General features: G+C 61.5%; 12 protein-coding genes. 3 read left to right on the forward strand and 9 right to left on the reverse strand.

All coding sequences use genetic code 11. From position 1 onward, the window contains the following. The first annotated feature begins 52 nt into the window (after positions 1-52). Entirely contained in the window at positions 53-1,549 is a 1,497-nt protein-coding gene (gene der, locus I6G90_RS03255) for a ribosome biogenesis GTPase Der (protein ID WP_042063432.1), read from the forward strand. Positions 1,550-1,673: 124 nt separating this feature from the next. Continuing rightward, entirely contained in the window at positions 1,674-1,898 is a 225-nt protein-coding gene (locus I6G90_RS03260) for a zinc ribbon domain-containing protein (RefSeq protein ID WP_197929722.1), read from the forward strand. A 372-nt stretch (positions 1,899-2,270) separates the two neighbouring features. Here I6G90_RS03260 and mltF read toward each other — a convergent pair whose 3' ends face one another. Further along, positions 2,271-3,755: a membrane-bound lytic murein transglycosylase MltF gene (gene mltF / locus I6G90_RS03265; protein WP_197929723.1), complete on the reverse strand. Its 1,485-nt coding sequence runs from the start codon at positions 3,753-3,755 to the stop codon at positions 2,271-2,273. Between the two features lie 149 nt (positions 3,756-3,904). Here mltF and purL point away from each other — a divergent pair, with 149 nt between their 5' ends. Beyond that, on the forward strand, positions 3,905-7,840 hold the full coding sequence (gene purL / locus I6G90_RS03270) for a phosphoribosylformylglycinamidine synthase (protein WP_197929725.1): 3,936 nt from the start codon (positions 3,905-3,907) through the stop codon (positions 7,838-7,840). 243 nt (positions 7,841-8,083) lie between these two features. On the opposite strand, the gene nuoN is transcribed toward purL, so the two are convergent. The 8 genes from nuoN to nuoG form a co-directional block, all read right to left on the reverse strand. Beyond that, positions 8,084-9,547 (reverse strand): NADH-quinone oxidoreductase subunit NuoN, encoded by a 1,464-nt coding sequence (gene nuoN / locus I6G90_RS03275; RefSeq protein WP_005351071.1) that lies wholly within the window; start codon positions 9,545-9,547, stop codon positions 8,084-8,086. Further along, positions 9,544-11,088, reverse strand: coding sequence for an NADH-quinone oxidoreductase subunit M (gene nuoM, locus I6G90_RS03280; protein WP_197929726.1), 1,545 nt, complete (start codon positions 11,086-11,088; stop codon positions 9,544-9,546). The genes nuoN and nuoM overlap by 4 nt, the downstream gene beginning before the upstream one ends. 98 nt (positions 11,089-11,186) lie before the next feature. After that, entirely contained in the window at positions 11,187-13,034 is a 1,848-nt protein-coding gene (nuoL, locus tag I6G90_RS03285) for an NADH-quinone oxidoreductase subunit L (RefSeq protein ID WP_197929727.1), read from the reverse strand. Then, positions 13,031-13,339, reverse strand: coding sequence for an NADH-quinone oxidoreductase subunit NuoK (gene nuoK, locus I6G90_RS03290; RefSeq protein ID WP_005337247.1), 309 nt, complete (start codon positions 13,337-13,339; stop codon positions 13,031-13,033). Before nuoK ends, nuoL begins: the two co-directional genes overlap by 4 nt. Next, positions 13,336-13,887 (reverse strand): NADH-quinone oxidoreductase subunit J, encoded by a 552-nt coding sequence (gene nuoJ, locus I6G90_RS03295; protein WP_139408719.1) that lies wholly within the window; start codon positions 13,885-13,887, stop codon positions 13,336-13,338. The genes nuoK and nuoJ overlap by 4 nt, the downstream gene beginning before the upstream one ends. 10 nt (positions 13,888-13,897) lie before the next feature. Then, positions 13,898-14,440, reverse strand: a complete 543-nt coding sequence (nuoI, locus tag I6G90_RS03300) for an NADH-quinone oxidoreductase subunit NuoI (RefSeq protein ID WP_005337245.1) — start codon at positions 14,438-14,440, stop codon at positions 13,898-13,900. Positions 14,441-14,450: 10 nt separating this feature from the next. Further along, positions 14,451-15,419 carry an NADH-quinone oxidoreductase subunit NuoH gene (gene nuoH, locus I6G90_RS03305; RefSeq protein WP_005344904.1) on the reverse strand — a complete coding sequence of 323 codons (969 nt, stop codon included), beginning with the start codon at positions 15,417-15,419 and terminating at the stop codon, positions 14,451-14,453. Continuing rightward, on the reverse strand, positions 15,416-18,172 hold the full coding sequence (nuoG, locus tag I6G90_RS03310; protein ID WP_197929729.1) for an NADH-quinone oxidoreductase subunit NuoG: 2,757 nt from the start codon (positions 18,170-18,172) through the stop codon (positions 15,416-15,418). Before nuoG ends, nuoH begins: the two co-directional genes overlap by 4 nt. Between the last annotated feature and the right edge of the window lie 28 nt (positions 18,173-18,200).

Here is an 18,200-nt window from a genome sequence, read left to right on the forward strand (position 1 = left end):
GGCTCCTGGTCTTCGGACCCGGAGCCTTTGTCGTCTTGAGAATGAGGCTTTTATGACTCCTGTAGTAGCCCTGGTGGGCCGCCCCAACGTGGGGAAATCCACCCTGTTTAACCGCTTGACCCGTACTCGGGATGCCCTGGTTGCCGATTTTCCCGGTCTGACCCGGGACCGTAAATACGGTCAGGCGAAGTTGGGCGAGCTGGAATTTATCGTGGTCGATACCGGCGGTATCGATGGTACCGAAGAGGGGATCGAGCTGAAGATGGCCGAGCAATCCCTGCTGGCCATCGAAGAAGCGGATGTCGTGCTGTTCATGGTGGATGCCCGTGCCGGTCTGACCGCGGCGGATCAAGCCATCGCCGAACACCTGCGCAAGGCCCACAAGAAGGTATTTCTGGTGGCCAACAAGACCGATGGCATCGACGGTGATTCCGCGGTTTCCGAGTTCTACGGTCTGGCGCTGGGCGAGGTCTACCAGATCGCGGCCGCCCACGGTCGTGGTGTGCTGAGCCTGCTGGAACTGGCCCTGGCTCCCCATCTGGAGACCCTGGTCGAAGCCGCTACCGATGAAGATGCGCAGGATGAGGAAGAGGAGGACTTCGACGAAGAAGCCCTGCTGCGCATGGTGGCTGCCGGTGATCTGGACACCCGGGAAGATACCAAAGAGACCCCGTTTGCCGACCTGCCCATCAAATTTGCCATCGTCGGTCGTCCCAACGTCGGTAAATCGACCCTGACCAACCGCATGCTGGGTGAAGATCGGGTCATCGTCTATGACATGCCCGGCACCACCCGCGACTCCGTCTACATTCCGATGGAGCGTGACGAGCAGAAGTACGTCATTATCGATACCGCCGGTGTGCGTCGTCGTGGCAAGGTGCACGAGACGGTGGAGAAGTTCTCCGTCATCAAAACCCTGAAAGCCATCGAAGATGCCAACGTCTGCCTGCTGGTGATCGACGCCCAGGAAACCATCACCGATCAGGACTTGAGCATCCTCGGTTTCGTGCTCCACTCAGGCCGCTCCGTGGTGCTGGTGGTGAACAAGTGGGATGGCCTGGATCAGAAGGTGAAAGAGGATGTGAAGAACGAGCTGGATCGTCGTTTGGGCTTCATCGACTTCGCGCGCGTCCACTTCATCTCCGCCCTGCACGGCAGCGGTGTCGGCCACCTGTTTGAATCCATTCAGGAGGCTTACCAGTCCGCCACCCGTCGTACCAGCACGGCGATGCTGACCCGCATCATGCAGATGGCGCAGGAAGATCACCAGCCGCCGATGGTCAATGGTCGCCGCGTCAAGCTCAAGTATGCGCATGCCGGTGGCTACAACCCGCCGCGCATCGTGATCCACGGCAACCAGCTGAACGATTTGCCGGATTCCTACAAGCGTTACCTGATGAACTACTTCCGCAAGTCCCTCAAGATCATGGGCTCGCCGATCCGGGTCGAGTTCCAGGAGTCGGTCAACCCGTTTGAAGGCAAGAAGAACACCATGACCCTGAGTCAGGAACGTCAGCGCAAACGCCTGCTGAAGATGAAGAAGAAATAAGTCCTTGCGGCTGCCCTCACCGGCAGCCGCTTTGTTATTCCCCCTGCAGTGGCGTGATGTCCGGCGGGGAGGGGAACCCGCCATGGGCAAGCCCATCGCAGGTTCACTTTATGAGGAGTCGACAATGGAAGCCCTGCTTTGCCCGTCATGCCAGGCCGAACTGGATACCCGCAGCAAGGAACAGACCTGTGGTCAGTGCCAGGCCCCTGTGCGTGTCACGGCCATCTGCCCCACCTGCCAGCAGGAGCTGGAGCGTCTCAAGGCGTGCGGTGCGGTGGATTACTTCTGCAACCACTGCAACTCGCTGGTATCCAAGCGGACGGTACAGTTCAAGGCGGCGCTGGTGTAAGACGGTAGTCAGGTAAGAAAGAAGATAAAAAAACCCGGCGAATGCCGGGTTTATGCTGTGTGCTCTGCAATAAGCAGGGTATAGGATCGATTTCTGCGCCACAGGTTGCGCTTGATGTCATTAAGCTTGAGTTTGCGTCTGGGGCTCCAGCTGCACTTCGCTTTTCTGACCAGACTGATTTTTCTACGTTTTTGCATCTTGGTCTCCTCCCAACTGGGTGGCCGTCCCGGCCTTGGGTCATTGATGGAGCCCATCCGAAATTGCTGTTATTTAATCTCTCAACATAATGAAAACAATGCGATTTCGGATAGGCTCCGATGTGAATCGATGGTAACAGAGAAATTTGCGTGAAAACAGCCGAATAATGGCTGGTTAGCGCAAGGTGATCTGATTGACCACCTCGGCGATGATGGTGGGGCGCTCGGCCAGCTCCGGCTCGCTGTCGTTGTCGAGACTCTCCCGCTGGTGCGCCTTCTGCTGCTCGTTGTCGAGCCACAGCAGGCTCTGGTAGTACTGGCGCACGTTGTTGACATAGTTGCGCGCCTCGCTGCCACGGGCATAGCCGTAACGCACCTTGCGATGCCAGCGCGCCTGTTGCAGCAGCGGCAGCACCTCTTTCACGTCGCTCCAGGCGTCGGGATTCTTGCCAAGATCCTTGGCCAGGCGGCGGGCATCCATCATGTGGCCGTAACCGATGTTGTAGGCGGTGAGGGCAAACCACACCTTCTCGTCATCGGGCACCGAGTCCGGCACCTTCTCCATCATCTGTTGCAGATAGAGGGACCCCCCCTTGATGCTCTCTTCCGGATGGAGCCGGTCGTTGACCCCCATCGCCTTGGCGGTGGGCTCGGTCAGCATCATCATGCCGCGCACGCCGGTGTAGGAGCGGGCCTGCGGGTCCCAGTGGGACTCCTGATAGCTGATGGCGGCGAGCAGACGCCAGTCGATATTCTTGGCGTGAGTCTGGAACAGCGGCTGGTACTTGGGCAGCAGGCTCTTGGCGCGCTTGAGGAAGGTACGGGTATCGACAAAATCGAAGTTCTGCACGTGGCCGAAGTACTTCTCGTCCAGCTTGGCGATGGCCCCATCCATGAAGCGCTGACCGAAGAAGTCGATCACGCTGGCATAGAGGCTGTCATCGGGCAGCTTGCTCATGGCCCAGGCGACGGTCTGCTTCTGGGCCAGGGTCAGCCCCTCGGTGAGCTCCGGGTAGTAGCGCTGGGTCCGGGCCAGCACGGTATCCTGCACCACCGTATAGTCAATCTTGCCATCCACCACCTGCTTGAGCAGCTCCTCCACATCGGCATTGTGGCTGGTGCTCCACATCAGTTTCGGATTCTCCTTGCTCATCTCTTTGAGCAGGTCTTCCCCGGTGGAGCCGGCGGCGACGACCAGTTTGCCCTTGATGTCGTTCAATGAGGCTGGCTTGGGCTTGCCGTTGCGGTAGACCAGCTTGGGGGAGACCTGATAGAAGCCCGGGCCGAAGCGAAACAGCTCGCGTCGCTCGGGGGTGACCATGATGGCGGCGGCGGCCAGATCGAGTTTGCCCTTTTTCAGCAGGGCGACCAGTTCGTCAGTGGTGTCGACCGGAATGATGGTGAGTTTCACCCCCAACCAGTCGGCATAGTTTTGCGCCAGCTCGTAATCGAACCCCTGTGCGAGGTCGTCACGCTGGTAATAAGAGGTGGGACCATAGATGGTGCCAACCCGGATCTCGCCTCGCTGGCGGATCTGCTCCAGCTGGCTGGAGGGGCTATAGAAGTCGCAGCCAACCAGAGTCAGCGTCAACAACAGCCCGATAAACAGTCGAAAAATGCAGCGCAAGTAGGTGAGTACCTTTGTTGAAAAAATCGGCATTTGTCAAAAAAGAGGCACCTTTATACCAGAGAGTGTGCGCAGAGTCACACTGCACGAAGTGAGAAAAACGTTTGTCCGGCGTGAGCCAGATCCCTATAATACGCGCGTCTCAATTCCCCCCCACTTTAAAACTTGGTGAGAAAGGTCATATGGATATCTTGCGTGGTGCCCCAGCACTGTCTGATTTTCGTGTCCAAAAACTGCTGCAACGCTTCGCACAGATGAGAAATGAGAGTGGTACGGAGAGTGGAGTAGAGAGCGGAGTAGAGATAGAGGATGTCTATGCCGAGTATGTGCACTTTGCCGAGCTGACAAGCCCCCTCTCTCCCCCCGAGCGAGCGACCTTGGGCCAGCTCTTGCGCTACGGCCCGACCATCCCCGAACACACCCCCAGCGGTCAGCTGTTTCTTGTTACCCCCCGCCCCGGCACTATCTCCCCCTGGTCTTCCAAAGCAACCGACATCGCCCACAACTGCGGCCTGAAACAGGTCAAGCGGCTGGAGCGCGGTATTGCCTATTACCTGACTATCAAGGGGCAGGGTGAGCTGAGTGCCGCCCAGCGCAGCGCCATTGCTGCCGTGCTGCATGATCGGATGATGGAAGTGGTGTTTGCCGAGATGAGCGAAGCTGCTGCCCTGTTTGCTCACCACGAGCCGCGCCCCTTCACCCAGGTGGATGTGCTGGGTGGTGGCCGTGCCGCGCTGGCCGAGGCCAACGTGGCGCTGGGTCTGGCGCTGGCCGATGACGAAATCGACTATCTGGTGGAGAATTTCACCAGGCTGGGTCGCAATCCCAATGACATCGAGCTCTATATGTTTGCCCAGGCGAACTCCGAGCACTGCCGTCACAAGATCTTCAATGCCGACTGGACCATCGACGGTGAGCAACAGCCCAAGTCGCTGTTCAAGATGATCAAGAACACCTTCGAGCAGACGCCGGATCATGTCCTCTCTGCCTATAAAGACAACGCCGCGGTGATGGAAGGGAGCCAGGGTGGCCGCTTCTTCCCGAGCCCGGCCAACGGCGAATACCAGTATCACCAGGAGCAGGTCGACATCCTGATGAAGGTGGAGACCCACAACCACCCGACCGCCATCTCTCCCTTCCCGGGCGCGGCCACCGGCTCCGGCGGCGAAATCCGCGACGAGGGTGCCACCGGTCGCGGTGCCAAGCCCAAGGCGGGTCTGGTCGGTTTCTCCGTCTCCAACCTGCGCATCCCCGGCTTCGAGCAGCCCTGGGAGCAGGATTTCGGCAAGCCGAGCCGTATCGTCAGTGCCTTTGACATCATGCAGGAGGGGCCGCTCGGCGGCGCTGCGTTTAACAACGAGTTCGGCCGTCCGGCCATTCTCGGTTACTTCCGTACCTTCGAAGAGGAGGTGCCGAGCCACAATGGCGTCGAGGTGCGTGGCTACCACAAACCCATCATGCTGGCAGGCGGCATTGGCAACATCCGCACCGAACATGTCCAGAAAGGGGAGATCCCGGTCGGCGCGGCCCTCATCGTGCTGGGCGGCCCGGCCATGAACATCGGTCTGGGCGGCGGTGCGGCATCCTCCATGGCCTCCGGCCAGTCGGCCGAAGATCTCGACTTTGCCTCGGTGCAGCGTGACAACCCCGAGATGGAGCGCCGTTGCCAGGAGGTGATCGACCGCTGCTGGCAGCTGGGTGACGACAACCCCATCGTCTTTATCCATGATGTGGGGGCGGGTGGTCTCTCCAACGCCATGCCTGAGCTGGTCAATGACGGTGAGCGTGGCGGTCGTTTCGATTTGCGCGCTATCCAGAGCGACGAGCCGGGCATGAGCCCGCTGGAGATCTGGTGCAACGAATCCCAGGAGCGTTATGTGCTGGCGGTAGCGCAGGACAAGCTGCCGCTGTTCAAGGCGCTGTGCGAGCGTGAGCGAGCGCCTTACGCCGTGATCGGCACCGCGACCGAAGAGAAGCATCTCACCCTCTCTGACAGCCACTTTGACAACCAGCCCATCGATCTGCCGCTGGATGTGCTGCTGGGCAAGGCGCCCAAGATGCACCGCGATGTGGTGACCCTGCCTGCGCAAGGCAAAGCGCTCCAGCTCGATGGCATCACTTTAAGTGACGCGGCCGAGCGGGTACTGCGTCTGCCGACCGTGGCGGAGAAATCCTTCCTGATCACCATCGGCGATCGCAGCGTGACGGGTCTGGTTAACCGCGACCAGATGGTTGGCCCCTGGCAGATCCCGGTGGCCGATTGCGCCGTCACCGCCGCCACCTACGACAGCTATCACGGTGAAGCCATGTCGATGGGCGAGCGCACCCCGGTCGCGCTGCTCTCTCACGCCGCCTCTGCCCGTATGGCGGTAGCGGAAGCGCTCACCAACCTGGCACCGGCTCATATCGGTTCCCTCAAGCGGGTCAAGCTCTCCGCCAACTGGATGGCCGCTGCCGGTCACCCGGGTGAGGATGCCGGCCTCTATGAGGCGGTCAAGGCGGTGGGCGAGGAGCTCTGCCCGGCCCTTGGCATCACCATCCCGGTGGGCAAGGACTCCATGTCGATGAAGACCCGCTGGCAGCAGGATGGCAAGGAGCACAGCGTCACCTCGCCGCTCTCCCTGCTCATCTCCGCCTTTGCCCGGGTTGAGGATGTGCGCAACACAGTCACGCCACAACTGCGTACCGATCTCGGTGAAACCGACCTTATCCTCATCGACCTTGGCAACGGCAAACAGCGCCTCGGCGCATCTGCGCTGGCGCAGGTCTATCGTCAACTGGGCGACAAGGCGCCGGATCTCGACAATCCGGTTCAGCTCAAGGGCTTCTTCAACGCCATTCAGGCGCTGGTGGCCGATCGCAAGCTGATCGCCTATCACGACCGTTCTGACGGCGGCCTGTTCGTCACCCTGACCGAGATGGCGTTTGCCGGTCACTGTGGCCTCGACATCCAGCTCGATCGCATCGGTGGCGATCTGCTGCCGGCGCTGTTCAACGAGGAGCTGGGCGCCGTCATTCAGGTGCGCCGTGAAGATAAAGAAGCGGTGATGACCCTGCTGGCCGGTCACGGTCTGGCGGCCTGCTCTCATGTGCTCGGCACCGTGCGCGAAGGGGATCTCATCACCTTGCAGCGGGGCGGTCAGGAGGTCTATCGCGCCAGCCGCACTGCGCTGCGCACCATCTGGGGCGAGACCAGCTGGCAGATGCAGCGGCTGCGCGACAACCCGGTGTGCGCCGACAGTGAGCATGCCGCTCGTCAGGACGCCACCGATCCGGGTCTGCATGCCAAGCTGACTTACAACCCGTCCGAGGATGTGGCGGCGCCCTATATCGCCAGTGGTGTCTCTCCCCGTCTGGCCGTGCTGCGCGAGCAGGGGGTCAACTCCCACGTGGAGATGGCGGCGGCGTTCGACCGTGCCGGTTTCGCGGCGGTGGACGTGCACATGAGCGACATTCTCTCCGGTCGTATCAAGCTGGAGGAGTTCCAGACCCTGGTGGCCTGTGGCGGCTTCTCCTACGGTGACGTGCTGGGTGCCGGTGAAGGCTGGGCCAAGTCCATCCTGTTCAACGACAACGCCCGCGAACAGTTCCAGCGCTTCTTCGAGCGTGGCGATACCCTCTCTCTGGGTGTCTGCAACGGTTGCCAGATGATGTCCAACTTGCGAGACCTCATCCCGGGTGCCGATCTGTGGCCGCGCTTTGTGCGCAACCGCTCCGAGCGCTTCGAGGCACGCTTCAGTCTGGTAGAGGTGCAAGACTCTCCGTCCGCCTTCTTTGCCGGCATGGCGGGCTCCGTGATGCCCATTGCCGTCTCCCACGGGGAAGGGCGTGTCGAAGTGCGCGATGCCGCTCACCTGGCTGCGCTGCAAGCCAGCGGTCTGGTAGGACTGCGCTTTGTCGACAACCGCGGCAGCGTGACCGAGCAATACCCGGCCAACCCGAACGGCTCGCCGAACGGTATCACCGCCGTCACTACCACGGACGGTCGCGCCACCATCATGATGCCGCACCCGGAGCGGGTGTTCCGCACCGTGGCCAACTCCTGGCACCCGGACAATTGGGGTGAGGATGGTGCCTGGATGCGGATGTTCCGAAACGCCCGGGTCCGCCTGGGTTAATAGCGACAGCGCAAGCGCATAAAAACAGAAACCGGCCAAATTTGGCCGGTTTTTTTATGGTTCAACTGAGTGGGTCAGGCAGGCGAGGTGCCACGTCAACCAATGGCTTAGTCACAGTACGTTGATGAGGGGAGAATCGATTCAAGCCCTGCAAATGGTTTAAGGGGAAGGATTTGATAAAAAAACCGGCAGCCAAGGCTGCCGGTTTTTACGGGTAATGATGAGGGGGAATGTCAGCGAAGGTTACTGCAACACCACGTGCTGGAACCCTTGGACCAGGCTGATGACCGGCTGGGGATAGAGCCCCAGCAACACCACCAGAGCGGCAGAGAGCAGTACCACCACGCCACCGGAGGAGAGTGCCCAGTCGGCGCTGGCATCGCGCTGCTGCATACCCGGTTCGCGCAGATAGAGGGTCACCATCACCTTGAGGTAGTAGTAGAGACCCAGTGCGCTGCCGAGCACGATGGCGCCGGAGAGCCACCAGAGCTGCGCCTCGACGGTGACGCCGATGAGGTAGAACTTGCCGATAAAGCCGAGCGTCATCGGGATACCCGCCAGGGAGAGCATCATCACCGTCAGCACGGCAGTGAGGTATGGGCGCTTCCAGAACAGGCCACGATAGCTGTGCAGGGAGTCTGCATCCTTGCCGCGATAGGGGCTCGACATCATGCTCACCACGCCAAAGGCACCCAGGCTGGTGAAGAGGTACATCAGCAGATAGACCCCGGCCGCTTCCACCGGCATCTGGCCGAATCGGCTCGCCACGATCACCGCTAGCAGGTAACCGAAGTGGGAGATGGAGGAGTAACCCAGCATCCGTTTGACGTTGGTCTGCACCAGGGCCAGCAGGTTGCCGACCAGGATGGAGATGACCGCCATGGCTGCCAGCAGCCAGTGGATCATGGGATCGCTCGCCGCCGGTACCGCCAGATAGAAGCGCAGCAGCACGGCAAAGACCGCCACCTTGCTGACGGTGGCGAGGAAGGTGGCGACCGGCGCCGGGGCACCTTCGTAGACATCCGGGGTCCAGAGGTGGAAGGGGGCCAAGGAGAGTTTAAAGGCAAAGCCGACCAGCATTAACCCCAAACCGCCCATCAGCAGCGGATGGTGAGCCGGGCTCTCGGCCAGGGTCTGCCCCAGGGCGGCAAAGCTCAGGCTGCCTGCCTGGGCATAGAGCAGCGCCATGCCAAACAACAGGAAGGCGGTGGCGGCGGCAGAGAGCACCATGTATTTCACCGCGGCTTCCAGCGAGTGGCGCTCGCGGTAGGCGTAACCCACCAGACCGAACATCGGCAGGGTCAGCATCTCAATCCCGATAAAGAGGGATGCGAGGTGACGGGAGCAGGCCAGCACCAGACCACCGGCAGTGGCGATCAGCAGCAGCAGGAAGAACTCCTCCCGGTTGTCCGGGTAGGCTTTCAGCCACGATTGACCGAAGGTGCAGGTGGCCAGGGCGCCGATCAGTACCAGTCCCATGTAGAAGACGGCGTAACTGTCCACTTGCAGCAGCGGGGTGACGCCCTGATCCCCCTGCGCCATCACGATGGGCAGCGAGAAGAGCGCCAGGTTGAGGCCAACAATGGTCACGGTAAAGGCGGTGGTGACACAGCGGCGCCAGGCGATGGCCAGCATCAGGGCCGCCATGGCCCCGGTGGTCAACAGCAGGGGAAGCAGTGCCAGCAGTTGGGAAGCGGAGAAAGTCATTGCAGGGCTCCAGCAGTCGGCAGCAGATACCAGTGCAGCACGTTGATAAGGCTGCTGCTGGCGGTGTCAATCACGGGTTGGGGATAGAGGCCAAGCAGGACCAGCAGGCCCGCGATCACCATCATCATGGTCAGCTCGCGGCGATCCAGTCCCTTGAGCATGCTCTCATCCTTGGCGGGGCCAAAGCAGGCACGCTGCAACATGATGAGAGAGTAGACCGAGGCCAGCACCAGACCGAAGGTGGCGACTGCCGTGATGACAGGGGCAACCTGGAAGCTGCCGACCAGGATCAGGAACTCGCCGACAAAGTTGCCGGTGCCCGGCATGCCGAGCGACGCCACCGAGAAGAACAGCATCACACCGGGCAGATAGCGCAGACGCCCCCACAGGCCGCCCATCTGGCGCAAATCCCGGGTGTGCAACCGCTCGTAGAGCTGACCGCAGAGGATAAAGAGACCGGCAGCAGACAGCCCGTGGGCGATCATCTGCACCACGGCGCCCTGCAGGGCCAGCTCGCTACCCGAGTAGATGGCGATCATCACAAAACCCATGTGGGAGATGCTGGTGTAGGCCACCAGCCGTTTGATGTCGGTCTGACCGAATGCCACGATGGCGCCGTAGACGATGCCGATTAGGCCCAGCACCATGGCGTAGGGGGCAAACTCGGCGGACGCCTCGGGGAACAGCGGCAGGGCAAAGCGCAGCAGACCGTAGGCGGCGGTTTTCAGCAAGATCCCGGCCAAATCCACCGAGCCTGCGGTCGGCGCCTGACTGTGGGCATCCGGCAGCCAGCCGTGCAGCGGCACCAGCGGCATCTTGACCGCAAAGGCGATAAAGAAGCCCAGCATCAGCAGCCACTGAACGCCCTTGCTCATCGGGGTATTGAGCAGATCCAGATAGTTGAAGGTGAAGACACCGGTGGCATGCTGGTGGGTCAGCACCAGCCCGATGATGGCCACCAGCATGATCAGGCCCGAAACCTGGGTGTAGATAAAGAACTTGGTCGCGGCGTTGATCCGTGATTTGCCGTCAGTGACCGAGTGGCCCCACAGCGCAATCAGGAAGTACATGGGGACCAGCATCATCTCCCAGAAGAAGAAGAAGAGGAACAGGTCCAGCGCCATGAAGACGCCGAGCACGCCGCCGAGGATCCAGAGCAGGTTGAGGTGGAAGAAGCCGATGCGCTGCACGATCTCTTTCCACGAACAGAGGATGGCCAGCACCCCGATAAAGCAGGTGAGCATCACCATCAAGAGCGACAAGCCATCCACTGCCAGATGCAAAGAGATGCCAAAGCGGGGGATCCAGGGTAGGCGCCACTCGGCAGCCCAGGCGGAGGCGGCACCGGTGACGCCCGCACTGTCGAGGCCGGTCGTGGCAAGCGAGAAGTCACTGCCGAGCCAGATGGCACAGGAGAGCAGCAGGCTGGCGCTCATGGAGAGCAGGGCAACCCAGCGGACAAACTGCCCGCCGAGACGCTCCATCTGCCAGCAGAGCAAGCCGCCGATAAAAGGAATTAGCAAGATCCAGAGTAAGGTCACGGTATCAGCTCTCGTTCAAGTTCATATGAGATTGCGCTCCCTGTTCCATCAGGGAGAGCAAACAGCCTGGCTGTATGATTGTCCGGTTGTTCATCGCGTTACCCCAGCAGCAACAGCGCCAGCACCAGCAAGGCGCCGATCCCCATGGAGGCGGCATACCAGCGCAACTTGCCGGTCACGGTCCAGGCCAGCAGCTGGTTGCCACGCAGTGCAATCCAGGCGGGCAGTCCCATCATCCAGTCCAGCGGGTCGCGGGCCAACAGCCGGGTCGCCAGCAGATAGGGTTTGACCCACAGCTGGTCATAGAGCCAGTCAAAGCCCCAGGCGTTGAACCAGAGCGTGCTGAGCAGGCGACCTGGCGCACTGTTGGCAATGGCGGTGGCCAGACGACGCTCACCAAGGAACAGAAACGCGGCGAGCGCAATGCCTGCGATGGCAATGATACCGGAGGCTACCTCCAGCGCATGGCGACCCTCTTCGATATGATCCCCCGGGCCTGCCGGCAGTACCCCGGCCAGTGGCGGGGTGATCAGCGCCCCGATGCCGGTGGAGAGCACCAGCAGCACCAGCAGCGGCAGATGGTGAGCCAGACCGTGGCCCGCATGGGCTTTGGTCTGCTCTTTGCCATGGAAGGCGATAAAGATCAGCCGGAAGGTATAGAGCGAAGTGAGGAATGCCCCCACCAGACCGGCCCACAGCAGCGCGCTTTGACCAGAGGCTTCTACTTGCCACAGGATGGCGTCCTTACTGTAGAAACCGGAGGTGACCAGCGGCAACGCCGCCAGCGCCGAGCCCCCCACCAGGAAGCAGGCATAGACCAGCGGCAGGCTCTTGCGCAGGCCCCCCATCTTGAAGATGTTCTGCTCGTGGTGGCAGGCAACGATGACGGCACCGGCGGAGAGGAACAGCAGCGCCTTAAAGAAGGCGTGGGTCATCAGGTGGAAGATGGCCCCTTCCCATGCGCCGACACCGAGGGCCAAGAACATGTAGCCAATCTGGCTCATGGTGGAGTAGGCGAGGATCCGCTTGATGTCGGTCTGAACCAGCGCGGCAAAGCCTGCCAGCACCAGGGTGATGGCGCCAACCAGCCCGACCAGATGGAGGATCTCTGGCGCGAGCAGGAACAGGCCGTGGGTACGGGCAATCAGGTAGACACCGGCGGTCACCATGGTAGCGGCGTGGATCAGCGCAGAGACCGGGGTCGGGCCTGCCATGGCATCCGCCAGCCAGGTTTGCAGCGGCAACTGGGCCGATTTGCCGACCGCACCACCCAGCAGCATCAGGCAGGCCAGTGACAGGGCAGGGGAGCCCTCGGCAAACAGGGTGGGGGCGCGCACCAGCAGATCGTGGATATTGAGGGTGCCCAGTTCCCGATAGAGGATAAACAGGCCGATGGCGAGGAAGACATCACCCACCCGGGTCACGATGAAGGCCTTAAGGGCCGCCGCGCCGTTGTTGCGATCCTTGTAGTAGAAGCCGATCAGCAGGTAGCTGCACAGCCCTACTCCTTCCCAGCCGAGGTAGACAAACAGCAGGTCATCGGCCAGCACCAGAAACAGCATGCTGGCGATAAAGAGGTTGGTGTAGGTGAAGAAGCGGGAGTAACCCTCTTCCCCGCGCATATACCAGGAGGCGAACAGGTGGATGAAGAAACCCACTCCGGTCACCACCCCCAGCATGGTCAGCGACAGGCCATCCAGTGCCAGGCTGAAGGTTGGGGTGAAGTGACCCACCGCCATCCACTGCCACAGGTGCTGGATATAGACGCCGCCCTCGGGCGGGTTGGCCAAAAAGTCGATGCCCACCCACAGGGTGGTGAGGGCCGACAGGCCAATGGAGCCTACCCCGATCAGCGCCGAGGTACGCTCGCCAAACCGGCCGAGGGAGAAGGCCAGCACCAGCCATCCCAGCAGCGGAAATAGAAAAGTCAGATATAAGAGGCTCATCCGCGCATCTCGCTCACAGTGTCCACGTTCAGAGTGTGGTAACGACGATAGAGCAGCAGTAACAGGGCGAGGCCGATACTGGCCTCTGCTGCCGCCAGAGAAATCACCAGGATATACATGATCTGGCCATCGGCCTGGGCCCAGCGGCTACCCGCCACCACAAACGCCAGTGCCGAGGCATTCATCATGATCTCGATACTCATCAGGATGTAGAGCAGGTTGCGGCGGATCAGCAGACCGCACAAGCCGATGCAGAACAGCACCGCGGCCAGCAAAAGCCCGTGCTCCATGGGGATTCCATTCATTGCTGACCTCCTTCTTGTGCAGAGCGGGATGTGGAGCGCGGGACGGAGAGCACTTCACCGCTCTTGTCTTCCCGACCCAGGTGATAGGCGGTCACCAGACCTGCCAGCAGCAGGATGGAGGCGAGCTCCACCGCCAGTACATAGGGGCCAAAGAGCTCGACACCGACCTGCTTGGCGGTCACCTCGGTCACGCCGATCAGACCACCGGTCACCCCGAGAATGCCGTGGCCCAAGAAGCCCAGCAGGATCAGCGAGAGCAGGGCAGGGCCTACCCAGGTCATGGGGGTGAGCCAGTTTTTCTCCTGCGCCTGGGCACTTCCCAGGTTCAGCATCATCACCACAAACACGAACAGCACCATGATGGCGCCGGCGTAGACGATCACCTGCAGAGCGCCCGCAAAGGCGGCGCCCAGGCAGAAGAAGATCATGGCCACGGCGATGAGGGAGATGATGAGATTGAGCAGCGCATGCATGGGATTGCTGGTGCTGATCACCCGCAGCGTGCTGTAAATGGCCACCAGGGCCGAGGCATAAAATGCCAGTTCCATGATTGACTCCTCAGGGCAGCAGGCTCTTGACATCGATGGGCTTGGCTTCGTTTTCGGCATCCCCTTTCGGCTTGCCGTCGATGGCCATCCCGCTCATGCGATAGAAGTTGTAGTCCGGGTATTTGCCGGGCCCGCTGATCAGCAGATCCTCCTTCTCGTACACCAGATCCTGGCGGCGATACTCACCCATCTCGAAATCCGGCGTCAGCTGGATGGCGGTGGTGGGGCAGGCCTCTTCGCACAGGCCGCAGAAGATGCAGCGAGAGAAGTTGATGCGAAAGAACTCCGGATACCAGCGGCCATCTTCCCGCTCGGATTTTTGCAGCGAGATGCAGCCGACCGGACAGGCAACCGCGCAGAGGTTGCAGGCCACGCAGCGCTCGTCCCCGTCCGGGTCACGGGTCAGCACGATGCGACCTCGGTAGCGGGGGGCCGCATAGACCGCCTGCTCCGGATAGTTGAGGGTTTCACGGGGCCGCCAGGCATGGGAGAAGACCATGGCCAGGCTGCGTAACTGGGTGCCGACACCCTGAATAATGCTAACAATTTTCATAATGAGTGCCTCACTGCGTACTTATCAGTACAACTGCCGCGGTGACCAGCATATTGATCAGGGTCAGCGGCAAGCAGACTTTCCAGCCAAACGACATCACCTGGTCAAAGCGCGGGCGAGGCAGGGAGGCCCGCAGCAGGATGAAGAACACCATGAAACAGGCGGTCTTCAGGGCAAACCAGATGAAGGGGGGCAACCAGGGGCCGTGCCAGCCACCGAAGAAGAGGGTCACGATGAGCGAAGATACCAGCACGATGCCGATGTACTCGCCCACGAAGAAGAGACCCCACTTCATCCCCGCATACTCGATGTGATAGCCGTCGGCGAGCTCCTGCTCGGCTTCCGGCTGATCGAACGGGTGACGGTGGGTGACGGCGACACCGGCAAACAGGAAGGTGACAAAGCCCAGAATTTGGGGCACCACATTCCACAAATCTGCCTGTGCCTCGACGATATCCCGCAGGTTGAAGCTGCCGGTCTGGATCACTATTCCCATCAGGGAGAGTCCGAGAAACACCTCGTAGGAGAGGGTCTGGGCCGAGGCGCGCAAGCTGCCGAGCAGGGAGTATTTGTTGTTGCTCGACCAGCCGGCGAACAGCACCGCATAGACCGCCAGCCCCGCGATGGCCAGGATGTAGAGCAGCCCCACATTGAGATCCGCCACGCCCCAGGTGGGGGTGATGGGCACCACCGCAAACGCCAGAATAAAGGCGGTGAAGGCGATGATGGGGGCCAGGATAAAGATCCGGCGATCGGCGAACGGCGGGATCCAGTCCTCCTTGAAGAACATCTTGATCATGTCGGCGGCCAGCTGGAGCAGACCAAATGGCCCCACCCGGTTGGGGCCATACCTGTCTTGCCAGAGCGCCAGCAGACGGCGCTCGATGAAGCTCATGAAGGCGCCAGCCCCCACGATCCCCACCAGCACGATCAGTGCCTTGCCCACCTCCAGCAACAGATCGATCAGCGACTCGCTCATGCGATCACCTCCTGCAGGTTAGTGATTGAGGCTTGTTGCAGGGCCGTCGGCAGGCCGTTCACCCCAAGGGGGAGACCCACCAGACCGGCGCTCAGCTGTGCACTAAGACGCAGGCGCAACTGCCAGTGGCTACCGCCCCAGGAGAAGGAGACCTGATTACCGGCATGCAGGGCCAGACGCTCTGCATCAAGGGGATTGAGCACCAGCTCGGGTTCGTTCATCCGGGCCTGAATGACCGGGCTGCGGGCGGAGAGCTCCTCGCCGCCAAACAGCTGGGCATAGTTGACCACTTGCAGCGTCTCTGCGGCCTTGAAGGGGGCAGGGATAGCGGTGAACCAGCCGAGCGGCTCCTTGCCTTCTGCCTGCGGGTCTGTTGCTTCCAGCAGGCGGCGACCCGGATCGCCAGCGCGCAGATGACCACCGACTTCATCCTGGAACTTGTTCCAGGCGGAGGGGGAGTTCCAGCCCGGCGCCCAGGCAAAGGGCACTTGCGGCATGTTCTGGCGGGCACCGGCATACCCTTCCATGGAGAAGTTGAAGGGGGAGTCTGGATCTTGCGCTACCCGCGGCTCGCTGACGTTCTGATCCGCCAGCATGGAGGTGCGACCGCTGTAGCGGTGCGGCTCGCGGGCCAACCGCATGCCACGGATCCGCAAGCCCGCGTTGGGCGCCGCTTCCAGCATGGTGGCCAGCAGCGGATGGCTGCTGGCGCAAGCGTGGCTGATCTGATCGAAGTTCTGCCAGCGCAGCGGCTTGCGTTCGAGCGTCCCTTGCAGCGCTGCAAGCCAGCGCCACCCTTCACGCACCTGAATATCGGCGTTGTAGAAGGCGGGCGCATAGACCTGGAAGAAGCGCTGGGCGCGCCCTTCCATATTGACGAGGGTGCCATCGGCTTCGGCAAAACTGGCCGCTGGCAGCACCAAGTCAGCCTTGTTGGCGGTCAGGGTCGCCTGATGGTCGATGACCAGCAGGTGCTGCAGGCGAGCCAGCGCAGCATCCACCCGGTTGCGCGGCGCGCGGCGGTAGAGATCGTTCTCCAGAGTGACCAGTGCCAGCCCCTCTTCGGACTCGATACGCGCAAGGGCGGCTTCAAGCGGCTTGTCTGTTAAGGTTTGAGCGCCCAGCATGGCCAGACCCAGCGAGTTGGCCTCCTGACCAACCAGCGCGATGCTTACCTCCTGAGCTCGACCTTTCAGGGCGCGGGCAATGTTGCTGGCCGCGTCGACCAGTGCCACATCGCGGGCACTGGAGCCTGCAATGATGAGCGGCTTCTTGGCGTTGCCGAGCAGTTCGGCCCAGCGAGCCGCTTGTGCCTGCTGCTCGGGGCCGAGATCGGCCACGGCCGGTGCACTCGGGTCGAGCAGGTTGGCGATGGCAAAGCCAAGGCGCGCCTGATCGGCATAGGGGGCGTGCAGCTTGTCGGCCGCCACATCGTCCAGACGGGTGGTGTCGAGACTGGTAATGAGCAGCGGGTAGCGCTCGTTCTGACCCAGGGTTTGAACGGCGGCAACTTGCCACAGATCGACCTTCATCTTGCGGGCCAGTTCGCGGGCCTTGCCCTTGACCGCCTGACGTAGCGCCAGCGCGATACGGGCGGCGCTCATGGTGACATCTTCGCCGAGCAGCAGAATGGCATCGGCCTCTTCCATGTCCCGCAGGCTCGGGGTCGGCACGCCGCCCTGTTGCAGGATCTGCAGCATCTTCAGCTGACAGGCCCACTCGGCCTGCTCGACGCCTGCGTAGAAGTTGGCTTCACCCACCAGCTCGCGCAGGGCAAAGTTGCTCTCGAGCGACGCGCGGGGCGAGCCGATGCCGATGAGGCCGCTAGCGGTGCGCAGCGCATCGGCGGCGCGGTTGAGGGCGCCATCGACCGTGATGGTCAGCTGGTCGTTGCCATCTTTGAGCAGCGGCTGGCGCGGGCGGTCGGCCAGATTGACGTAGCCATAGCCAAAGCGGCCACGGTCACAGAGGAAGTAGTGGTTGACGCTGCCGTGGAAGCGGTTTTCAATCCGGCGCAGCTCGCCATAACGCTCACCCGGGCTGATGTTGCAGCCCACGGAACATTGCTGGCAGATGCTGGGAGCAAACTGCATGTCCCATTTACGGTTGTAGCGTTCGGAGTGGGTCTTGTCGGTGAAGACGCCGGTGGGGCAGACTTCCACCAGGTTGCCGGAAAATTCGCTCTCCAGGGTGCCATCCTCGACCCGGCCGAAATAGACGTTGTCGTGGGCACCGTAAACCCCGAGATCCTCGCCACCGGCATAATCCTTGTAGTAACGGACGCAGCGGTAGCAGGCGATGCAGCGGTTCATCTCGTGACCGATGAAGGGGCCCAGCTCCTGATTCTGGTGGGTGCGTTTGGTGAAACGGTAGCGACGGCTGTTGTGGCCGGTCATCACCGTCATATCCTGCAGGTGGCAGGCGCCGCCCTCTTCACACACCGGACAGTCGTGGGGGTGGTTGGTCATCAGCCACTCCACCACGCTCTTGCGAAACTCTTTAGCCTCTTCATCCTCGATGGCGATGTAGCTGCCATCGGTGGCCGGGGTCATGCAGGACATGACCAGACGACCGCGTTTGTCATCGGCATTCTGATACTGTTTGACCGCACACTGGCGGCAGGCGCCAACGCTACCCAGCGCCGGGTGCCAGCAAAAATAGGGGACGTCCAGACCCAGCGACAGACAGGCTTGCAGCAGGTTATCTGCCCCGTCTACCTCGTACTCTTTGCCGTCTACATAAATGGTTGCCATACAACTTCCCTGAAACCTGTTTTGTGAA

Source organism: Aeromonas allosaccharophila, assembly GCF_016026615.1.
Lineage (GTDB): Bacteria > Pseudomonadota > Gammaproteobacteria > Enterobacterales > Aeromonadaceae > Aeromonas > Aeromonas allosaccharophila.